The following is an 18,624-nucleotide window of genomic DNA, read 5'->3' on the forward strand; positions in this document are numbered from 1 at the left end:
GCCGCAGGCAAACAAAGCTGAACGACCAGGACTCGTTGGCCGAACGTCGGCATTCTCAGTTTCGCGCCCATAACCGGACTGTCCGGAGACGGCCTCCTCTTGCCGCTCGCTTACGAGCCGTTATCGAGAACAACGGTTTTCAGGTCTAGCTGTATCTGGATTTCCATTCGTCGGAAAGTTTGCGGGCGCGGTAGAAGTCAGGCGTGCCCGGAGTCAGCTCGTGCTCGTGCAGGCTGACCAAAAGCACTAAATCCTCAACTGGCATAGGACTGTCCTGCCAAAAGCCGTTGAAGATCTCGCCCTGACGGTCGTCAGAGACCTTCTGGTAGCGGGTTTCTGTGGTGATCTCGTTCTCATGCCCGAGGTTTTGCGACCATGCGCGCCGCTGCTCCGATGTCTTGCAGAAATCGTTACGGATCGACCCCAGGTAGTGCTTCGCGGAGTGCGGACTGTGGTAGGCGATATCGGCTGCCTCACAGATCCGCCTAAAGGCGCGTCTCACGCCCGCGTCGGTATCCCAAGGCTCTATTGCCGCTCGAGGGGAGCGCTTGATTGACTTCGTGTTCGCCAAGTAGTGGTCCGACGGAAACAGCGCATCTTCTGCGGTGCAACCGAGCTCGAGTAGTTCTTCGATCCATTCGGTTAGCATTTTCCCGATTTCGCTATCGACCGGGAACCACCACGTTTTCTGGCTTTTCGAGTTCTTGATCCGCATTCGGGTCGCATCCTGAACAACCACGCGCCTTTCCATGTCGACAGACCCGAGCCGCAGCGACGCAGTCGCATTGCTTCGTGTGCCGAACAGGAAGCTCGCTGCCACAATTGCGCGGTCACGGCGTTGGATCAGGGCAGCAGCGGGCGCGCACGAAATCATGCGACGAAGTTCATCCGTAGTCGGCCAGTTCCTGACAATGTCGCGGGGGGCGTGCGCCATAGCGCTTTTCGGCAGTTTGAAGTTGTCGCAGATCGTCTTGTTTAGTTTCCGGTATCCGTCCTGCTCAACAAGCCATCGGGTGAACTGGGCCAGATGCGCTGCCCTATGCTGAACGGTCGATCGGCTTAGGGTGCCGACGGACGCAATCAGGTGCGCGCGATATCTGGCGGCGTCCGCAGGTTTGAGCGACCGAAAGTCCCTGCCGGTGTGGAAAGTTTCGAAGTCCCGAAGCGAAGCCAGGTGAGCGTCGACCGTCTTCTCGTCATTGCGTGCGCCGTAAAGCTGGTACTCATAAATGATCCGCTCGTTGTCTCCCAGCGAGAGGAGCGGAAGGGGCTCAACTTTCCCAATACCAGCCTGCAGCGCGCCCTTATTTTCGTCTCTCAAGCCCGGGGCGGTGTTGGATTCAATGTAGAATTCGAGCTCGTCGCATAGCGTCTCACTAATCACCTTCCGAACTATACGCTCACACGAGGGACAGGGTGCGATCGCCCAGAGCCCTCGGCCATGTAAGCGAGAAATGAACAACTTCTCAGGAGTAGGGGTGACGCGGGTCCCACAGGGAAGGCACTTGAACTCGAGCAGCGACAAGGGGCGATACCTCATCGTGTGCATGTGGTCATGGAAGCGCTTCAGCTCGGACCCGCGAAACAGCTGCGGCTGACGATGGTCGACGGGCCGAAGCCCTCCCTTGACCCAATTGGTGATCGTGTTTCGACAGGTGTCATAAAGCTCCATGACATCCTCGACGCTATGTACACGATTGGCTTTCGGCCGAATGCCGCGGTAGGAGCGGCTCATTTGCTGCCGCGCACGTAGCCGCGCGGGGCAGTGGGCATGCGAGTCTCCCACTCCAGAAGGCAAGATAGAGCCCAGCGCGTTGTACCCGGCGAGACCACAATGGGCTGCGGGAAATGAGGGTCGTTGTTGCGCCACCGCCAGATAGTCGCGCGAGACACACCGTAGCGTTTAGCAACTTCCCGATCGGTGAGATAACGGTCGCCCGGGTAGGTCGTCCGAAGATTGCGGTCCCCGGCAGGCCAAGGCTTAGGCGTTCCCATGCGAGCCTTCGCAGTGGGCGGCGTCTCTGGAGCCGGCTCACCACCAGATGAGCCTTCAGAAGAGGCATCATCAATCGGTGAGAAAAGGTCTTGTTGGTAGCTGTCTCGCTCTGAAGACATAGACGTACTCACCCATCCTGGGTTGGGTGCACGTCATGCGCTTTCAGTTTCGATTAGGTCTTGCGACCGTTCGCTATGGTCTGACGACGCGTTTTCGTCAGATGGAGACTGGATGAGCCAGTTCGACGCTGGAGGGCAAGCCATTCAGTTCAAGAGGGCAGTCTAAGACCCGCAGAGCCACACCAAGCGTTCGCAGATGTGGGGCCTAATGTGCGTCTGACTACAACAAGCGCTATGAAGCGGAATGAAATCGGACACTTGCTGAAAATGATGGCGGAGAGGATGGGATTCGAACCCACGAGAGCCTTTTGAGCCCTACTCCCTTAGCAGGGGAGCGCCTTCGACCACTCGGCCACCTCTCCGGTGACGCCCGGATAAACAAGATTGTCCGGATGCACAAGGGTTTCGCGCCGCTTATCCCGAAACTCGGCGGCGGGGCAATGGGACGTCCGCTTCCCCGAGCCCCGAGCGGGGAAGGGGCGTGGCAGTGGTGGTTTCCGCGCCGGCCGCGCGGCGTGCTCAGTGCGCCTTGCGCTCCGCGTCGGTGACGAAACCGGCGATGATGTCGGGGAGGTCGCCGGTCTCCAGGAGCGGCGCGTGGCCCTGGCCCTCCACCGTCACCGTCTTCAGGTCGGGGTGGCGGCGTTCCATCTCCTTCAGCGTGTCGGCCGAGAGCAGTTTCGAATTGGCGCCACGGATCGCCAGCATCGGCACCTTGGTGAGGCCGTGGAACTGCGCCCAGAGTTCCGGTAGCGGCTTGTTGAAATCGATGCTGGTGATCGTCTTCAGGAGCGCCGGATCGTAGTCGGGGACAAGCGCGCCGTTTTCCTCGCGATAATTGGCGCGCACCTGCCGCTCCCAGTCCGCCTCGCCAAGCGCGGAAAAGGCCTGTCCGTGGGCGCTGCGCTGGATGGCGATCGCCTCCGGCACGTCGGCGGGTTTCGGCGCGCGTTCGAGGTAGGAGCGGATCTGCGCCAGTCCGGCGCCGTCGAGGCGGGGCCCGACGTCGTTGAGCACGACGCCCTTCAGAATGCCCGGCCGCGTCGCGGCCAGCACGTGGATGATCATCCCGCCGCGCGACGTGCCGACGAAGACGCCGTGCTCGATCCCCATGGCGGTCAGTCCGGCCAGCACGTCCGCCGCCTCGGTCCTGACGTCGTAGTTGCGCCAGTCCGCGTCCCGGTCGGATTCGCCGCGCCCGCGATAGTCGAAGGCGACGACCTTGCGGCCGGTCTCGCCCTGCCGCGAGAGATGGAGCGCGAGTTCGTGGAAGTCGCGGGCGTTGCGCGTCAGTCCGGGCAGGCAGATCACCGGCAATCCGCCGGCATCGCCGTAGATGCGCGCATGCAGCCGCAGCGCGTCCGAGGAGGTGTAGAAGAAGTCCCGGTAACCATCCGTCTCGCTCAAGCCGTGCCTCCGCTCGGCCGGCCGCGCCGGTCCGATGTCTCAGGGGAGGGGACCGTAGCGTCGCCTCCCGCCGAAGGCAATTCAGCGTCCCTGTACCAGGTCCCCCGCGATGTCGACGCGGCCGGTCAGGCGCATCTTGTAGACCTGGTAGTTCTCCATCACGCGCTGAACGTAGTTGCGCGTCTCGGTGTAGGGGATGCGCTCGATCCAGTCGACGACCTCTTCGATCGGCTTGCCGCGCGGATCGCCGTAGCGCTCCGCCCATTCGCGCGCCCGGCTCGGCCCGGCATTGTAGCCCGCGAAGGTGAGCACGTAGGAGCCGTCGAAACGACCGAGCTGCTGGCCGAGGAAGGCGGCGCCCAGCGTGGCGTTGTAGCCGGCGTCGCTCGTCAGCTTTTCGCTGGAATAGGCGAGCCCCTCGTGCCTGGCCATCTCCCGGGCCGTGCCGGGCAGCAGCTGCAGCAGCCCGCGCGCGCCGGCGCCCGAAACCGCGGTCGCGCGGAACTCGCTCTCCTGGCGCGCCACGGCGTAGGCGAGCGCCTTTCCAGCGCTCTCGATCTTCGCCGTCTCGGGAATGGCCCCCACCGGGTGAGCCAGCGCGCCGATGTCGATGCCGCGCAGCACCGCCGCCTTGCCGACCTTTAGAGCGAGATAATGGTCCTCGCGCGCCTCGGCCATCTGCGACAGCATCGCCAGTTCTCCGGCACTGGCGAGTTCGTCGGCGAGCGCGCGATAGAGGATGTCGGCGCGCCGGGTGTCACCGATCTCCTCGAGGCGGCGGATGGCTGCGACCGCCTCGCGGTTGGTGAAGGCCGCCCTGTTCCGGATCGACGGCTCGGGATGGCCGGCGAACACCGTGTCACGGCCGAGTTCTGCCGCCGCGAGCTGGCCGTAGAAGGCGGTCCCATGCGCGGCAGCCTTTTCGTAGTAGGTCTTGGCGTCCCCCGGGCCGCCCGCCTCGGCGGCGCGCGCCAGCCAGTAATAGCCGCGCGACTGCGAGATCGCACCAGATGTGATCTCCGGAATCTTCGCGAAATGCGCATGCGCCTTTTTCGGATCGTCGAGGAAGCGCAGGGCATACCAGCCCGCGTGGAATTCGGCGTCGGCCGCAGGGCCGGGGCTTTCCGCGGCATGTGCGGCGGCGATCTCGTAGGCGAGTTCCGGCTTGCCGATATCAAGCAGTTCGCGCGACAGGACGCGGCGCTCCACCCACCAGGTGTCGGGATCGACCAAGGCTGCGGCATCCGTCGAGGCGCCGAGCACCAGTCCGGCGGCTTCCGAAAAGCGACCGGCGCGGCGCATATATTTTGCCTTGGCGTAGATGTAGGCGTCCGAGCGCTGGTCCGCGGGCACGTCGTCGAACAGTTTGCCGGCGTCCTTGCCGCCGCGGATGAACGCGCCCCAGGCTTGCGCCAGTTCCTCGGCCCCGGCGAGCCCCGCCACGCGCATGGCCGAGTTCACGCGTTCGTCGTAGAGCATCTGCTCCATCCGTCGGCGATGCGCCTCGACGGGCAGAATGTCGCCGAATTCCTTGAGGATCGCGCGCTCCTCGCCGGCATCGAGCTTCTCCGAAGCCCAGAAGCGCGCGATCGTCTCCCGCGCCTTCTCCACCTCGCCGACCTCCAGATAGGCACGGGTAAGCAGCACCGTGCCCTCCCGCGTCTGCGGAAGCGTGCCCTCGAACGCCTTCACGACGCGTTCCGCATCCGGCTTCTCGCGTGCCACGGCGCGTTCGCTGTTGCGGCGAAAAACCGAATCCCCGGGCCAGCCGGCCAGCTCGTTGGCGGCACGAGCGATCTCTTCGCTTGAAACCTCGCCATACCCGCCCAGCGCCAGCGACCATGTCAGGATGCGCCGGTCGAGCGAGCCGTCCGGCAGTCCGTCTCGCACTGCCTTCGCCGCGATGACGTCGCCATTCGACAGCGCGTCCAGTCCGATCGTCAGCGGTTCGACCGGGAGCTCGGGCGCTTCCGTCTCGACGCCTGCCTCCGCCCCCACGTCCCCCTCCGCCTGCGCGAGCGCGTTCGTCGTGGCGGACGTATCGACGTCGGGCTGCGCCTGTACCGACGGTCGCGGCTCGGGAATGGGAGCGCCCTTGCGGGGAAGCTCCACCTTCGCCGCGGCGGAGCCCGCCAGCAGCGCCAGGCACAGCATCGCGACCGGGGCCCGTGCCGTGAAGGTTTTCAACCGCAAGATCATCAGGTTTCCCGAATCAATCCGCCATGCTCGAAGTAGGCCACCAAAAGGATAACGCGTCTTGAACGGCCGGTTTCCATGTCGGTTGCCGCCCCGGCGCGCAATGCGAGCCGCGCCGCTCTGTTGCCGGGCGGAGCGGCTGCGCCTATGGTGCGCGGCCTTGCAATCGGCTATGGAGCCGTGCCCTGCGGCCTGGTTCCGCGTTTCTTGCCTACGGAGTTCGTCAGAAAAATGTTCAGAGGCTCGTTCACCGCTCTCGTGACACCCTTCCAGCGGGATGGCAGCTTCGACGAGAAAGCCTTCAAGGCCTTCGTGGAGTGGCAGATCGGGGAAGGCTCGAACGGCGTCGTGCCGGTCGGCACCACCGGCGAGTCGCCCACGCTCTCGCACGACGAGCACCGGAAGGTCGTGAAGGCCTGCATCGAGGTGGCGAAGGGCAAGGTCCCCGTTATCGCCGGCGCTGGCTCCAACAACACGGCGGAGGCCGTCTCCCTGGCCCGCTTCGCTGAAGAGGCCGGCGCCGACGCCCTGCTGGTGGTCACCCCCTACTACAACAAGCCGACCCAGCGCGGGCTCTACGAGCATTTCGCAACCGTCGCCCGCTCGACCAGCCTTCCGATCTTCATCTACAACATCCCGCCACGCTCGGTCATCGACATGACGCCGGAGACGATGGGCCGCCTGGCGAGCGACTTTTCCAACATCGTTGGCGTCAAGGATGCCACGGGCAAGGTCGAGCGCGTGTCCGAGCAGCGCATCACCTGCGGCACGGATTTCATCCAGCTGTCGGGCGAGGACGCCTCGGCGCTCGGCTTCAACGCCCATGGCGGCGTCGGCGCCATCTCGGTCACGTCGAACGTCGCGCCGCGGCTCTGCGCCGAGTTCCAGGAGGCGACGCTTTCCGGCGACGGTGCCAGGGCGCTCGAATTGCAGGACCGGCTGATGCCGCTGCACAAGGCGATCTTCATCGAGCCGGGCGTGTCGGGCGCCAAGTATGCCCTGTCGCGGCTCGGCCGGGCCGAAAACGTCGTTCGTTCGCCGCTGGTTACCGTCGAGGAAGCCACCGCCGCGAAGATCGATGCGGCGATGAAACACGCCGGCCTCTTGAACTGACGCGTCGAAGACGCATTTCTCACCCATGGTACAGGTCAAGAAAGCCGATCCGAACAACCGCACCGTTGCCGAGAACCGCAAGGCCCGCTTCTCCTACGAGATCCTCGACACGCTCGAGACGGGCCTCGTGCTCACCGGCACGGAAGTGAAGTCGTTGCGTCAGGGGCAGGCCAACATTGCGGAAAGCTACGCGTCCAACGAGGGCGGCGAGATCTGGCTGATCAACTCCTACCTTCCGGAGTATCTCCAGGCCAACCGCTTCAACCACGAGCCGCGCCGCCGCCGCAAGCTGCTGGTCAACAAGCGCGAGATGGCCAAGCTCGCCCAGGCCGTCGACCGCGAGGGCATGACCATGGTGCCGCTCAAGATATACTTCAACGACCAGGGCAGGGCCAAGCTTCTGCTCGGCGTCGCGCGTGGCAAGAAGCTGCACGACAAGCGCCAGACGGAAAAGGCGCGCGACTGGGCACGCGAGAAGGGCCGGCTCCTGAAGGAACGGGGCTAGGCGAGGGACTCCCGTCTCGTCGTGAATATCGGTCGATAAAGCTCCCCGGGAGGCGCGACGATGTCCGATCCGCACGACCTTCGGCGTTTCGTCCAGGCGCAGGAGCCGGTCTATGCCGACGTGCTCGCCGAGCTTCGCGACGGCCGCAAACGCAGCCACTGGATGTGGTTCGTCTTTCCGCAGGTCGCGGGCCTTGGGTCGAGCGGCATGGCGCGGCGCTACGCCATCGGCTCCTTGGATGAGGCGAAGGCCTATCTCGCCGATCCGGTGCTCGGCGACAGGCTGGTCGAATGCACGACGTTGGTCCTCGCGTGGCCGGACCGCCCCCTGCATGACATCTTCGGCTCGCCCGACGACATGAAGTTCTGCTCTTCAATGACGCTATTCGCGCAGGCGGCGGGGCCGGGATCGGTGTTTGGGACGGCGCTGGACACATTTTGCGACGGCCCGGACCGGCGAACCCTGCAGATCCTTGGCGAACAGGATTGAGGCGAATTCCGTCTCAGGAATTGCCAGCCGCCACGGGCGTCTCGACGCAGTCGTAGTAGCCCCGGTATCCGGCACGCAGGCTGTCGCCGATCTCAAAGATAGCGGTCGCTTCGCGCTGCCCGTCGTCGGCGCCTTCCAGCGGCGCGAGCGTCATGCGGATGGGCTCGGCGGCCAGGACAATGCTCGCGTCGGCGGTCTCCGCTCGAAGCAGGACCAGATCGCCGTTCAGCTTGATGACCGCGTCGCCTTCCCCTGCCGGCCCGTCATCGATCGCTACGATGGGCCGGCTCGAGCTCGTGTAGCGGAACAGGCATGTCGGGCCCGCCCCGAGCACCTCGGCGATCTCGGCATCGTTCATGCGCGCCGGATCGAGCGTCGGGATGTGCGCGCCTTCCAGCACCTCAGCCGCCGGCAGGATGCGCGCGACGGCGGAACCGCGCCCCTGGTCGAGTTCGTCGTCTTGCGCATTGGCATCGCTGCAGCCGGAAAGCAGCGCCACCAACGCCAGCGCGGCAGCTGATCCGCTCAGGAGGTTTCGGATACGCATCATCAGTCGCGCTCCTGCAGATCGTTGATGAGATATTTCATTTCGGAAATCTCGCGCTCCTGGGCGGCAATGATCTCGTCCGCCAGCTTCCTGACACGCGGATCGGAAATCTGTGCGCGCTTGCTGGTCATGATGGCGATCGAGTGATGCGGAATCATCGCGCTCATGTAATCGACATCGTCCACCGTCACCTGGCTGCGCACGAGCCAGAGCGAACCCGCGAAAACGACGATCGCGCCGGCGAAGATCGCCATGTTGAGCCGCATGTTCTTGTACATGCCCATCATGAAGGCGAGCATGATGAAAGCCATGGTGGCGCCCATCAGCAGTGCCATCCAGGCCCGCGTCTCACTCCAGAAGATATGCTCGACTGCATACGTGTTGAGGTACATCAGGCCGAACATGACCACGGTGGAGGTGGCGATCATCGCGGCGAAGCGCCAGTAGGACATCACTCGTCTCCCGCTGTCTCGAAAAGGACGGCCGGTTTCGCGTCGCGGCCTTCATAGGGGTGGTGGCGTTTGCCGCCGGCGGCGGTACGCGGCGCAGGCGACATGGCGGAAAGCTTGTTCACGAAGGCCGCAATTCCCCGCAGCGTCTTCTCGTCGTGCTCGGGTCCGAACGATAGGATCCCGGTTTTGCTCGATAGTTCCATGCCATTCCTTCTTGGCCGCCCAACTGGCGCGGCGAATGAATGTTCCAGATGGCCCGGAGGCGGGCCTTAGAGGCCGGACACGGCGACCGCGAGCAGGACGTAGCGGCCGACCTTCGCGATGGTGACCAGGAGGAGGAAGCTCCACAGCGGTTCCCGCAACACGCCGGCGACGATCGTCAGCGGATCGCCGATGAACGGCGCCCAGCTCAGCAACAGCGTCCATCGGCCGTACCTTCGGTACCAGGCGGAAGCCTGGTCGAGTGTCCTGTCACCGGCGGGAAACCACTTCCGGTCTCTGAACCGCTCCAAGCCGCGCCCGAGCAGCCAGTTGACAAGGGAACCGAGCACGTTGCCGACGCTTGCGACCGCAACGAGCGCCATTGTCGGCTGGTTCCCCAGCGCGATCAGCCCCGCGAGTGCTGCCTCGGATTGCGCCGGGAATATCGTTGCCGCCGCGAACGCCAGCCCGAACAGGCCGGCGTAGACCGCAAGATCACTCGGCAAGACGGCGGCCCGTTAGCGATAGCTTGCGAAGACCTCGGTCGTCCCGTCGCGGCGCACCAGCAGCACGTCGTAGGGATCGGCGTCGGGCCCGGCTTCGCCCATGCCCGGCGATCCGTACGGCATGTCGGGAACGCTCAAGCCGATTGCGTCCGGTCGCTCGTCGAGCAGGCGCTTCACCTCTCGCGCCGGCACGTGACCTTCCACGACGTAGCCGTCGATGAAGGCGGTGTGGCAGGAGGTCTGCCCGGACTTCAGCCCCGCCTTCGTCTTGGCGGCCATGAGGTCGGCGATCGGAAGATTTTCCATCGAAACGGCGAATCCGTGCTCCTCCATGTGTTCGCCCCAGGCGAGACAGCAGCCGCAGGACTCGGACCGGAAGACCTCTATCGCCTGCGCCGCATGTGCGACGCCGACCAGTGTCGTAAGCGCGGCGACCAGCGTCCCGCGCAGATATGCCGTTTTCGAATTCATGGGATGTTCCTTTCCGGGCGTGCGCGGCAGCATCGGCGCGAAACCATGTTCAGCGGAAGAACACGTATTTCACGAGCGCGGCAATGATCAGGACCAGGAGCGCCAGCAGGAGCAGCCCCCACCATCCCATGCCCCACATCATGCCGTCCGACATCATCGTCTGATCCATCATCATCATCTACCTATGCTGTTGGCTTGGACCGAGCGATGGATACGATGGAGCTTCCGGCCACTGGAAGGTCAATCCCTTTATCGACTGGAGAGAGGCGAAAGTCGCCGGACGGCTGCTAGTCCGTCCGGTGGAAGGCGAAACCGCCCAGCGGGCATCCCTCGGCCCCCGCCGCGAGCGCGAACCCGCCCGTCTGCGGCTTCACCGGGCAGCGCATGGGGAAGGTGGCATCCCCCGTCGCGCCGATCGCCTCGCTCAGCACCAGCTCGCCGTCGGTGACGTCGTAGCGTCCGGAGACGCCGCCCGTACTGTCCGAACGCTGCCCGATCTCGAACCTTCCGTCGTCGCCGAAGCGGGCGTCGAGCAGGATATCGGGTGTCTCGGTGGAAGTGCCCAGATAGGTCCCGGGATAGATGCCCGACGCCGTCGCCATCGCAGCCTCGCTGGCGGTGGTCTGCAACTCCGCGATGTGCTGTTCCAGCTCGGCGACCCTTTCGCTCCGTTCCGCGAGCGTGTCTGCCAGTTCCGTCACCTGCCCCTGGAGCTGCGCGCGCTGCTCTTCGGCTCGGGTGATCTCGCCGGTCAGGCTCTCGCGGCGGTCGCGCAACTGACCGACGGCCGTGGAGGTTACGGTCCGCTCCTGCTCGAGCTGTCGGAGTTCCTGCCGCGCCGCCTGCGCCTGCTGCCGCAATTGGGCCTCCGCCTGCCGGGCTTCTTGGAGCCGTGACTCGGCGGCGGCGATCTCCTGCGAACTCGCGGCAGCCTCTTCGTTGAGCGTGGCGAGTGAATCGCGCAGTTCGCTTTCCTGGGAGCGTGCCTCTTCCAGGCGGCTGCCGACGTCGGCCAGTTCCTGGGTCGACTGCGCCACCAGTTCCCGGCGCCCTGCGATGTCCTCGTCGAGATCTTCCAACACCTGACGGTCCGAATCGAGTTGGCCCTGGATCGCCGACATCTCCTGGCGCAGCGAATCCGCGCTGCCGCGAAGCTGCTCAAGTTCCGAACTCTGCGTCTCGACCTCTTGCGCCAGGTCTGAGCGGCGATTCTGCAACGTCCCGATCTCGCCCGTCACGGTCTCGACCTGCGCGTTCAGCGTCTCCAGCGAATTCCCGGCCTGCTCCTGCTGCTCGATACGGGTTGCGAGGTCAGCGCGGGCGGCTTCGATTTCCGCGATGCGCACCTCGGTCTCGTTCTCGCGCGACGAAAACACGATCAGGTAGACGACGAGCAGGAACCAGCCCGCCACCGCCAGCGCCGCCAAGGTCAATGGGATGGGTCGCCGAAGCTCGTCCCGAAAGCTGTTCCACATGTCGTTCGCCCCGCTGGATCGTTGGTCTGTCAAATTGCCTGGTGTACATCTCGCCCGGCTAGCGCCGGATCACTCTGCCGGAACGACGACCGTGGTGTCGTCGGCCGGAACGACGGTAGCGACCTCTCCGCCGCCCCACCAGCCGCCGAGCCAGGCGAGCAGGAGGAGGATCACGATCACCGCGATAACGATGCCGATCCAACGTCCCATTCCACCGCCCTTGCGGCCGGTCGGTGTCGTCACTTTCGGATCCCTGTAGTCAGCCATGTGTCCGGTCCCGTCTCGCTTCCTGGTTCAGCTATCAGATGGGTCGCGCCGCGGCGTCCCGGCGGTAGGATCGCAGGTAGGGATCCTCCTCCGCGGGATCGCGCTCCCATGAAAGTTCCGGGCGGCGCATGGTGCCCATGGCAGTGCTGTGGGGCACGATCGTCTCGGCGCGATACTCCTCGTCGCGTGCTGCGAGATTGCGTGCCTCCTCCTCGGGGCGACGCATGATCTCGCGCACCCGCGGCACCACGGAATCGTCGACGTCCGCCGAGACGACGTAGTCGCCGTTGCGCACGCTGTGCTGATAGGTCTTGAGATCGGCGTCGGGAAGCTGCAGGTCGCTCAGTTGATCGTAGAACCGATTGTCGTCCCGGGAGCCGCCGTCGCCGACCGGGGCGTCGCGGTCGGGTACAACGTGGACCGCGGAAGGAGAGACCCCCTCCTGTTCGAGTTCCTGCCGGACAAGAGCAGCGACCTGATGCGTTCGGTAGATGGCGGTAACGTTCCGATGCATGGCGCTCTCCGTTCGTTGGAAGACCAACACGGTCGAGCCGGTATTGTTCCTGAAGCGGACGGCCGGATCGGTCTGGACCGCTCCCGCCCGACTGGAGCGTCACTCAGCGCCGCAGATGCTCGGCCACGCGGGCGAACACGGCCACGAACATCTCTTCGGTCAGCCGGCCCGTGTTGGTGTTGTAGCGCGAGCAGTGATAGCTCGGGAAAAGCGTCGGGCCGGACGTCTCGTGCACGGCGCCGTGCACGAAGGGCAGGGCGGCGACGCGGTGCCCCAGCGCCCGAACCGTTGACTGGTGGGCGATGGAACCGAGCGTCACGATCGCCTCCAGGCGCGGGAAGCTTTCGATGGTCGGGACGAGGAAGCGCCGGCAGGTGGAAATCTCCGCGCCGACCGGCTTGTTTTCCGGCGGCACGCAGCGCACCGCGTTGGTGATCGCGGTGCCGACGAGTTCCAGGCTGTCGTCCGGCCGAGCCTCGAATTCGCCGCGCGTGAAGCCGAAATTCTTCAGCGTCCTGTAAAGCAGGTCGCCCGCGAAGTCGCCGGTGAACGGACGCCCGGTCCGGTTCGCACCGCGAAGGCCGGGGGCGAGTCCTACAATCAGCAGGCGCACGCTCTCGCGCCCTTCCGGCGGAAGGAAGCTCGGCACCGGCGCATTGTGCCATTCCGGTTCCTTCAGTCGCCACGCGGCGATGAAGTCGTGCAGGCGCGGACACAAGGGGCAGTCGCGCGACGGTTCCGCCGCGCCGCTCCCGGCATTCTGCGGCATCAGTAGTCGTCGTCTTCCTGGTCGGCTGGCTCGACGCGGCGCGGCGGCCGCTCGGAAGGATCGCGCCCGACCTCGCTCCTGAGCGTGGAAAGGTCGATGAAGTGATCGGCCTGCCGCCGCAGGTCGTCCGAAATCATGGGCGGCTGCGAGGTCATGGTCGACACGATGCTCACCTTGCGGCCGCGCCGCTGCAGCGCTTCCACCAGCGTACGGAAGTCGCCGTCGCCTGAAAAGATCACGTAGTGATCGACGACTTCGGACAGTTCGAGCGCATCGATGGTGAGCTCGATGTCCATGTTGCCCTTGATCTTGCGGCGGCCGGAGGAATCGGTGAACTCCTTCGCCGGCTTGGTCACCACCTTGTAGCCGTTGTAGTCGAGCCAGTCGATCAGCGGACGAATGGAGGAGTACTCCTGGTCCTCGATGAGTGCGGTGTAGTAGTAGGCGCGCAGCAGGTAGCCCTTCTTGTTGAAGGCCGCGAGCAGCTTGCGGTAGTCGATGTCGAAGCCGAGAGCCCGCGACGTGGCGTACAGGTTGGCGCCGTCAATGAACAAGGCTATCTTTTCGCGTGGATCGAACATGGCAATTCCTTTGATGGGCAACGTACGGTCTGAAATGAAGCGGCACGAAGATGTCGTGTGGTGATTATGCACGTAGACCTGCCACAATCGGCTGCAAAGGGGAACGGCCATCTTGTCGCGAAAATGTGATTTGCCAGCGCCGGGCTTTGCGGCGGTCCGGGTGGGTCGGCCGGTCCGAATGCTTGTTTTTTCCCACCGATGCGCGTATGGAGCCCGCCAATCCCGGAACAATCCATTATGAAAGGGGCATTGCATGGCCCGCGTAACCGTTGAAGATTGTATCGACAAGGTCGAGAACCGTTTCGAACTCGTCCTGCTCGCCGGTCACCGCGCGCGTCAGATCTCCCAGGGCGCATCGATCACCATCGACCGCGACAACGACAAGAACCCCGTCGTAGCCCTGCGCGAGATCGCCGACGAGACGCTGTCGCCCGGCGACCTCAAGGAAGACCTGATCCACTCGCTGCAGAAGCATGTCGAGGTCGACGAGCCCGAGGCCGACGCGCACGAGATGATCGAGCGCAGCGAGAGCTCGCCGGAAGCAGCTGCCGCCGCCGCGCCGGAGGAGGACGAGCCCGTCACCTTCGACCGCATGAGCGAGGAAGAGCTGCTCGCCGGCATCGAAGGCCTCGTGCCGCCGGAAAAAAGCGACGACTACTGAGGCGAACCCGCTCCCGCGGCACTACCGCGGACGCGAATTCATGGTTATCTACGACATGCGCCGTGTCTATCGCGGCGCATGTTTCGTTTCGGAGCCTAAACGTCGATGATGCGCCAGTACGAGCTTGTCGAACGCGTCCAGCGTTACAAGCCCGAGGTCAACGAAGCCCTGCTCAACAAGGCCTACGTGTACGCCATGCAGAAGCATGGCCACCAGAAGCGCGCTTCCGGCGATCCATACTTCTCCCACCCCCTCGAAGTCGCCGCCATCCTCGTCGACATGCATCTCGACGAGGCGACGATCGCGGTAGCGCTGCTGCACGACACGATCGAGGACACGTCCGCGACCCGGCAGGAGATCGACGAACTCTTCGGCTCCGAGATCGGCAAGCTCGTCGACGGCCTGACCAAGCTGAAAAAACTCGACCTCGTCTCGCGCAAGGCCGAGCAGGCGGAAAACCTGCGCAAGCTGCTCCTGGCGATCGCCGAGGACGTCCGCGTGCTTCTGGTCAAGCTCGCCGACCGCCTGCACAACATGCGCACTCTCGACCACGTGCCCGAGAGCAAGCGGCTGCGTATCGCCGAGGAGACGATGGACATCTATGCGCCGCTGGCCGGCCGCATGGGCATGCAGGACATGCGCGAGGAACTGGAGGAGCTCGCCTTCCGCCACATCAATCCCGGCGGGCACAGGGCCGTCACCGAGCGCCTAGCGGAGATATTCGAACGCAACAAGGGCGTGGTCGGCGAGATCGAGACGGCGCTGACGGGCCTGTTCCAGAAGTACGGAATCGAGGCCGAAGTCCACAGCCGGCAGAAGAAGCCGTGGTCGGTGTTCCGCAAGATGGAAGCGAAGGCACTTTCCTTCGAGAAGCTCTCCGACATCTTCGCATTCCGCGTCATTCTCGACCAGGTCGAGGACTGCTACCGCGCGCTCGGCGCCATCCACACCACCTGGTCGATGGTGCCCGGCCGCTTCAAGGACTACATCTCCACCCCGAAGCAGAACGACTACCGCTCGATCCACACCACCATCGTCGGTCCCTCGCGCCAGCGCGTCGAACTCCAGATCCGAACGCACGAGATGAACCGTATCGCCGAGTACGGCGTGGCGGCGCATTCCATCTACAAGGACCTGGACGGCAAGCTGAACGGCTCCGGCCACGCGATCTCCAAGGAGACCAACGCCTATGGCTGGCTGCGTCGCACCATCGAGGCCCTGTCGGAGGGCGACAATCCGGAGGATTTCCTCGAGAACACCCGCCTGGAGATGTTCCAGGACCAGGTGTTCTGCTTCACGCCCAAGGGCCGGCTGATCGCGCTGCCGCGCGGCGCCACACCGATCGACTTCGCCTACGCCGTCCACACCGACGTCGGCGACACCTGCGTCGGCGCCAAGGTCAACGGCCGCATCATGCCGTTGATGACTGAACTGAAGAACGGCGACGAGGTGGAGATCATCCGCTCCAAGGCGCAGGTTCCGCCGGCCGCCTGGGAACAGGTCGTGGTCACCGGCAAGGCCCGCGCCGCAATCCGGCGTGCGACCCGCGCCGCGATCCGCAAGCAGTATTCCGGGCTCGGGACACGCATCCTGGAGCGCGCCTTCGAGCGTGCCGGCCGTGCCTTTTCCAAGGAGAGCCTGAAGCCCGTGCTCCATCGCCTGGCCCGCAAGGACGTCGAGGACGTGCTGGCCGCGGTCGGGCGTGGAGAGCTATCCTCTCCCGACGTGCTGCGCGCGGTCTATCCCGACTACAAGGACGAACGTGTCACCGCGCCGCCGCCCAAGGCGCGCGAGGAGGGCTGGTTCAACCTGCGCAATGCCGCGGGCATGCTGTTCCAGATCCCGGGCCGTTCGTCGAAGAAGGAGAGCAGGAAGAGCAAGGGAGACGGGAAGTCCGAGGCCGTGCCGATCCGCGGTGTCAGCGGTGATCTGCCGGTGCGCTTCGCGCCCGAGGGCGCCGTCCCCGGAGACCGCATCGTCGGCATCCTGCAGCCGGGTTCCGGCATCACCATCTATCCGATCCAGTCGCCGTCGCTGACCGCCTACGACGATCAGCCCGAGCGCTGGATCGACGTGCGCTGGGACATCGACGAGGGCACCAATGAGAGGTTTCCAGCGCGCGTATCGGTGACCGCCATCAACGAGCCCGGCTCGCTCGCCGAGATCGCGCAGGTTGTCGCCTCCAACGATGCCAACATCGACACGCTCTCCATGGTCCGCACCGCTCCGGACTTCACCGACATGCTGCTCGATCTGGAGGTCTGGGACCTCAAGCATCTGAACCGGCTCCTGTCGCAGCTGAAGGACAGTCCGGCAGTCAGCGATGCGCGCCGGGTGAACGGCTGACCCTTGCGTCGAATGCGATGACCTGCGGCGCACCATCCATGTTGTTCACGATTGATTGCGCCGTTATACCTTCTGTCAGAACTGCGGTGCGATAGAATGGCGCGGCGGGTCCGATTGTGGCCACGCGCGACACAATCGCGGACTATCTCTCTCCCGAATCTTGGATAGGGGCTCGACGGCAGGAATGTTGTTTCGGCGCAGGAAGCCGGCAGATTTCGGGGAGCGTGTGCGAACGCTGCTCTGGCCGCGCCGATCGTTCTGGCGCTCGGCGCAGTATTTCGCAAAGCGCGTCCTGCGGCTGACCGCCACCCCGCATGCGATCGCGGCGGGCGTCGCGGCGGGCGTTTTCGTGTCGTTCCTTCCCTTTCTCGGTCTCCACTTCCTCCTTGCCGGGGTGTTCGCCTGGATCATGGCAGGCAACCTGATCGCCTCGGCCTTCGGCACGGCCATCGGCAATCCGCTGACATTCCCGCTGATCTGGGCCGCGACCTACAAGACCGGCTGCATGATCCTCGGCTACGGCAAGGCTGGCGAGGCCGATCCGCTGCATCTCGGGCACAAGCTCGGCCACCTCGATTTCGCCCAGCTCTGGGACCCGCTGCTGAAGCCGATGACCGTGGGCGGTATTCCGCTCGGTATGGCCTTTGCCATCGGCTTCTATCTCCTGACCCGCTGGAGCGTCGCGGCCTTCCGCAAGCAGCGGCAGAACCGGCTGCTGGAACGCGCCAAGCGCCGCGCCGAGGCCCAGCCGGTCGGAGCGGCGGCGGGGGGATGATCATCGGTCTGGGCTCCGACCTGATCGACATCAGGCGCATCGAGCGCTCGCTGGAACGGCATGGCGACAGGTTCATCGAACGCGTCTTCACCGACGAGGAACGCCGCCGGTCCGAAAGCCGGGGCGCGCGCGTCGCTTCCTATGCCAAGCGCTTCGCTGCCAAGGAGGCCTGCGCCAAGGCGCTTGGCACCGGCATCGCAAACGGCGTCTTCTGGCGCGACATGGGCGTCGTCAACCTCGCCGGTGGCATGCCGACCATCGAACTGACCGGCGGCGCCGCGCGGCGGCTGAAGGCGATGCTGCCGGAAGGCATGCGCGGCGTCGTCCACGTCACCATCACCGACGACTACCCGCTGGCGCAGGCCTTCGTCGTGCTCGAGGCGCTTGCTGTCGAAGAACGGCCATCTTTGAAGCGCTAGGACCCAATCCCGTTGCCCGGCACGGCTGTAGCCGGTAAGAGCTTCCCGCAGACGAAACCGAGGACGACATGAGCGTGGCGGAAAAATCTCAGAAGAAATCGGGCGGCCTCGGCGAAACCGTCAACGTCATCGTTCAGGCGCTGCTTCTCGCCATCGTCATCCGGACCCTGCTCTTCCAGCCCTTCTCCATCCCGTCGGGCTCCATGCGGCCGACCCTTCTCGAAGGCGACTACCTCTTCGTCACCAAATGGGCCTACGGCTATTCGCGCCATTCGCTGCCCTTCTCGCCTAACATCTTCGAAGGCCGCATCTGGGACACGCCGCCCACGCGCGGCGACGTCGCCGTCTTCAAGTATCCGCCCAACCCCTCGCTCGACTACATCAAGCGCGTGATCGGCCTGCCCGGCGACCGCATCCAGATGCGCGACGGACAGCTCTTCATCAACGGCGAGGCCGTGTCGCGCGAGAAGACCGGCGAGATCGACAATCCCGACATCACCGAGGTCGACCGGCCGGTCGATGTCTATCGCGAGACCCTGCCCAACGGCGTGTCCTACGACACGCTGGACATCACGCCGAACGGCATTTCCGACAACACCCGCGAGTTCGTCGTGCCGGAAGGCCACTACTTCATGATGGGCGACAACCGCGACAATTCGGCCGACAGCCGCGTCTTCGGCTTCGTGCCGGAGGAGAATTTCGTCGGCCGTGCCAACATCATCTTCTTCTCGATCGCCGGCGGTGCCAGCCCGCTGGAAATCTGGAAGTGGCCGTCGCTGATCCGTCCGTCGCGCCTGTTCAACTTCGTCGATTGA

The 18,624-nt window shown here is 64.8% G+C and carries 23 protein-coding genes and 1 tRNA gene; 8 read left to right on the forward strand and 16 right to left on the reverse strand.

Features of this window, described 5'->3' with window-relative positions:
• Window positions 1-145 precede the first annotated feature (145 nt).
• The 5 genes from BSQ44_RS10150 to BSQ44_RS10170 form a co-directional block, all read right to left on the reverse strand.
• On the reverse strand, window positions 146-1,735 hold the full coding sequence (locus BSQ44_RS10150) for a tyrosine-type recombinase/integrase (RefSeq protein WP_083534678.1): 1,590 nt from the start codon (window positions 1,733-1,735) through the stop codon (window positions 146-148).
• The gene (locus tag BSQ44_RS27910) at window positions 1,732-2,115 is read right to left on the reverse strand and encodes a helix-turn-helix transcriptional regulator (protein WP_210187934.1); all 384 of its coding nucleotides are present in this window, start codon (window positions 2,113-2,115) and stop codon (window positions 1,732-1,734) included. The genes BSQ44_RS10150 and BSQ44_RS27910 overlap by 4 nt, the downstream gene beginning before the upstream one ends.
• A gap of 271 nt (window positions 2,116-2,386) precedes the next feature.
• A tRNA-Ser gene (locus tag BSQ44_RS10160) sits at window positions 2,387-2,477 on the reverse strand.
• A 157-nt stretch (window positions 2,478-2,634) separates the two neighbouring features.
• On the reverse strand, window positions 2,635-3,522 hold the full coding sequence (locus tag BSQ44_RS10165; RefSeq protein ID WP_072603640.1) for an alpha/beta fold hydrolase: 888 nt from the start codon (window positions 3,520-3,522) through the stop codon (window positions 2,635-2,637).
• A gap of 81 nt (window positions 3,523-3,603) precedes the next feature.
• Window positions 3,604-5,721, reverse strand: a complete 2,118-nt coding sequence (locus BSQ44_RS10170) for a lytic transglycosylase domain-containing protein (RefSeq protein ID WP_072603642.1) — start codon at window positions 5,719-5,721, stop codon at window positions 3,604-3,606.
• Between the two features lie 228 nt (window positions 5,722-5,949).
• Here BSQ44_RS10170 and dapA point away from each other — a divergent pair, with 228 nt between their 5' ends.
• From dapA to BSQ44_RS10185, 3 genes are read left to right on the forward strand one after another with little or no spacing between them, the layout of a single operon-like run.
• The gene (gene dapA / locus BSQ44_RS10175; RefSeq protein ID WP_072607983.1) at window positions 5,950-6,831 is read left to right on the forward strand and encodes a 4-hydroxy-tetrahydrodipicolinate synthase; all 882 of its coding nucleotides are present in this window, start codon (window positions 5,950-5,952) and stop codon (window positions 6,829-6,831) included.
• Between the two features lie 25 nt (window positions 6,832-6,856).
• Window positions 6,857-7,336, forward strand: coding sequence for an SsrA-binding protein SmpB (smpB, locus tag BSQ44_RS10180; RefSeq protein ID WP_072603644.1), 480 nt, complete (start codon window positions 6,857-6,859; stop codon window positions 7,334-7,336).
• Window positions 7,337-7,396: 60 nt separating this feature from the next.
• Window positions 7,397-7,825: a DUF1810 domain-containing protein gene (locus BSQ44_RS10185; protein ID WP_072603646.1), complete on the forward strand. Its 429-nt coding sequence runs from the start codon at window positions 7,397-7,399 to the stop codon at window positions 7,823-7,825.
• A 13-nt stretch (window positions 7,826-7,838) separates the two neighbouring features.
• Here the strand turns inward: BSQ44_RS10185 and BSQ44_RS10190 are convergent, their stop codons facing one another.
• From BSQ44_RS10190 to BSQ44_RS10235, 11 genes are all read right to left on the reverse strand, one after another.
• Window positions 7,839-8,375: a DUF6692 family protein gene (locus BSQ44_RS10190; protein ID WP_072603649.1), complete on the reverse strand. Its 537-nt coding sequence runs from the start codon at window positions 8,373-8,375 to the stop codon at window positions 7,839-7,841.
• Window positions 8,375-8,824: a DUF305 domain-containing protein gene (locus BSQ44_RS10195; RefSeq protein WP_072603651.1), complete on the reverse strand. Its 450-nt coding sequence runs from the start codon at window positions 8,822-8,824 to the stop codon at window positions 8,375-8,377. Before BSQ44_RS10195 ends, BSQ44_RS10190 begins: the two co-directional genes overlap by 1 nt.
• On the reverse strand, window positions 8,824-9,027 hold the full coding sequence (locus BSQ44_RS10200; RefSeq protein WP_072603654.1) for a hypothetical protein: 204 nt from the start codon (window positions 9,025-9,027) through the stop codon (window positions 8,824-8,826). The genes BSQ44_RS10195 and BSQ44_RS10200 overlap by 1 nt, the downstream gene beginning before the upstream one ends.
• Before the next feature lie 66 nt (window positions 9,028-9,093).
• Entirely contained in the window at window positions 9,094-9,531 is a 438-nt protein-coding gene (locus tag BSQ44_RS10205; protein WP_072603677.1) for a YqaA family protein, read from the reverse strand.
• A gap of 12 nt (window positions 9,532-9,543) precedes the next feature.
• Window positions 9,544-10,002: a DUF411 domain-containing protein gene (locus BSQ44_RS10210; protein WP_072607984.1), complete on the reverse strand. Its 459-nt coding sequence runs from the start codon at window positions 10,000-10,002 to the stop codon at window positions 9,544-9,546.
• 49 nt (window positions 10,003-10,051) lie between these two features.
• Window positions 10,052-10,180 carry a hypothetical protein gene (locus tag BSQ44_RS27755; RefSeq protein ID WP_256381709.1) on the reverse strand — a complete coding sequence of 43 codons (129 nt, stop codon included), beginning with the start codon at window positions 10,178-10,180 and terminating at the stop codon, window positions 10,052-10,054.
• Between the two features lie 109 nt (window positions 10,181-10,289).
• Window positions 10,290-11,477 carry a coiled-coil domain-containing protein gene (locus tag BSQ44_RS10215; protein ID WP_157894572.1) on the reverse strand — a complete coding sequence of 396 codons (1,188 nt, stop codon included), beginning with the start codon at window positions 11,475-11,477 and terminating at the stop codon, window positions 10,290-10,292.
• Window positions 11,478-11,546: 69 nt separating this feature from the next.
• Window positions 11,547-11,744: a hypothetical protein gene (locus tag BSQ44_RS10220; protein WP_072603681.1), complete on the reverse strand. Its 198-nt coding sequence runs from the start codon at window positions 11,742-11,744 to the stop codon at window positions 11,547-11,549.
• A 34-nt stretch (window positions 11,745-11,778) separates the two neighbouring features.
• A complete protein-coding gene (locus BSQ44_RS10225; protein ID WP_072603683.1) occupies window positions 11,779-12,258 on the reverse strand; it encodes a hypothetical protein in 480 nt (159 codons plus the stop codon).
• A gap of 103 nt (window positions 12,259-12,361) precedes the next feature.
• Window positions 12,362-13,027, reverse strand: coding sequence for a uracil-DNA glycosylase (locus tag BSQ44_RS10230; protein WP_072603685.1), 666 nt, complete (start codon window positions 13,025-13,027; stop codon window positions 12,362-12,364).
• Complete coding sequence (locus BSQ44_RS10235; RefSeq protein ID WP_072603687.1) at window positions 13,027-13,608, reverse strand: LabA-like NYN domain-containing protein; 582 nt, start codon at window positions 13,606-13,608, stop codon at window positions 13,027-13,029. The genes BSQ44_RS10230 and BSQ44_RS10235 overlap by 1 nt, the downstream gene beginning before the upstream one ends.
• Before the next feature lie 253 nt (window positions 13,609-13,861).
• Between BSQ44_RS10235 and rpoZ the strand changes: the two genes are divergently transcribed.
• From rpoZ to lepB, 5 genes are all read left to right on the forward strand, one after another.
• A complete protein-coding gene (rpoZ, locus tag BSQ44_RS10240) occupies window positions 13,862-14,269 on the forward strand; it encodes a DNA-directed RNA polymerase subunit omega (protein ID WP_072603690.1) in 408 nt (135 codons plus the stop codon).
• A 105-nt stretch (window positions 14,270-14,374) separates the two neighbouring features.
• Window positions 14,375-16,615: a RelA/SpoT family protein gene (locus BSQ44_RS10245; protein WP_072603692.1), complete on the forward strand. Its 2,241-nt coding sequence runs from the start codon at window positions 14,375-14,377 to the stop codon at window positions 16,613-16,615.
• A gap of 226 nt (window positions 16,616-16,841) precedes the next feature.
• Window positions 16,842-17,390 (forward strand): DUF2062 domain-containing protein, encoded by a 549-nt coding sequence (locus BSQ44_RS10250; RefSeq protein WP_335622789.1) that lies wholly within the window; start codon window positions 16,842-16,844, stop codon window positions 17,388-17,390.
• A complete protein-coding gene (gene acpS, locus BSQ44_RS10255; RefSeq protein ID WP_072603719.1) occupies window positions 17,387-17,809 on the forward strand; it encodes a holo-ACP synthase in 423 nt (140 codons plus the stop codon). The genes BSQ44_RS10250 and acpS overlap by 4 nt, the downstream gene beginning before the upstream one ends.
• A 68-nt stretch (window positions 17,810-17,877) precedes the next feature.
• Window positions 17,878-18,624 carry a signal peptidase I gene (gene lepB, locus BSQ44_RS10260; protein ID WP_072603721.1) on the forward strand — a complete coding sequence of 249 codons (747 nt, stop codon included), beginning with the start codon at window positions 17,878-17,880 and terminating at the stop codon, window positions 18,622-18,624.

The organism is Aquibium oceanicum (assembly GCF_001889605.1).
In the GTDB taxonomy this organism is placed as follows: Bacteria; Pseudomonadota; Alphaproteobacteria; order Rhizobiales; family Rhizobiaceae; genus Aquibium; species Aquibium oceanicum.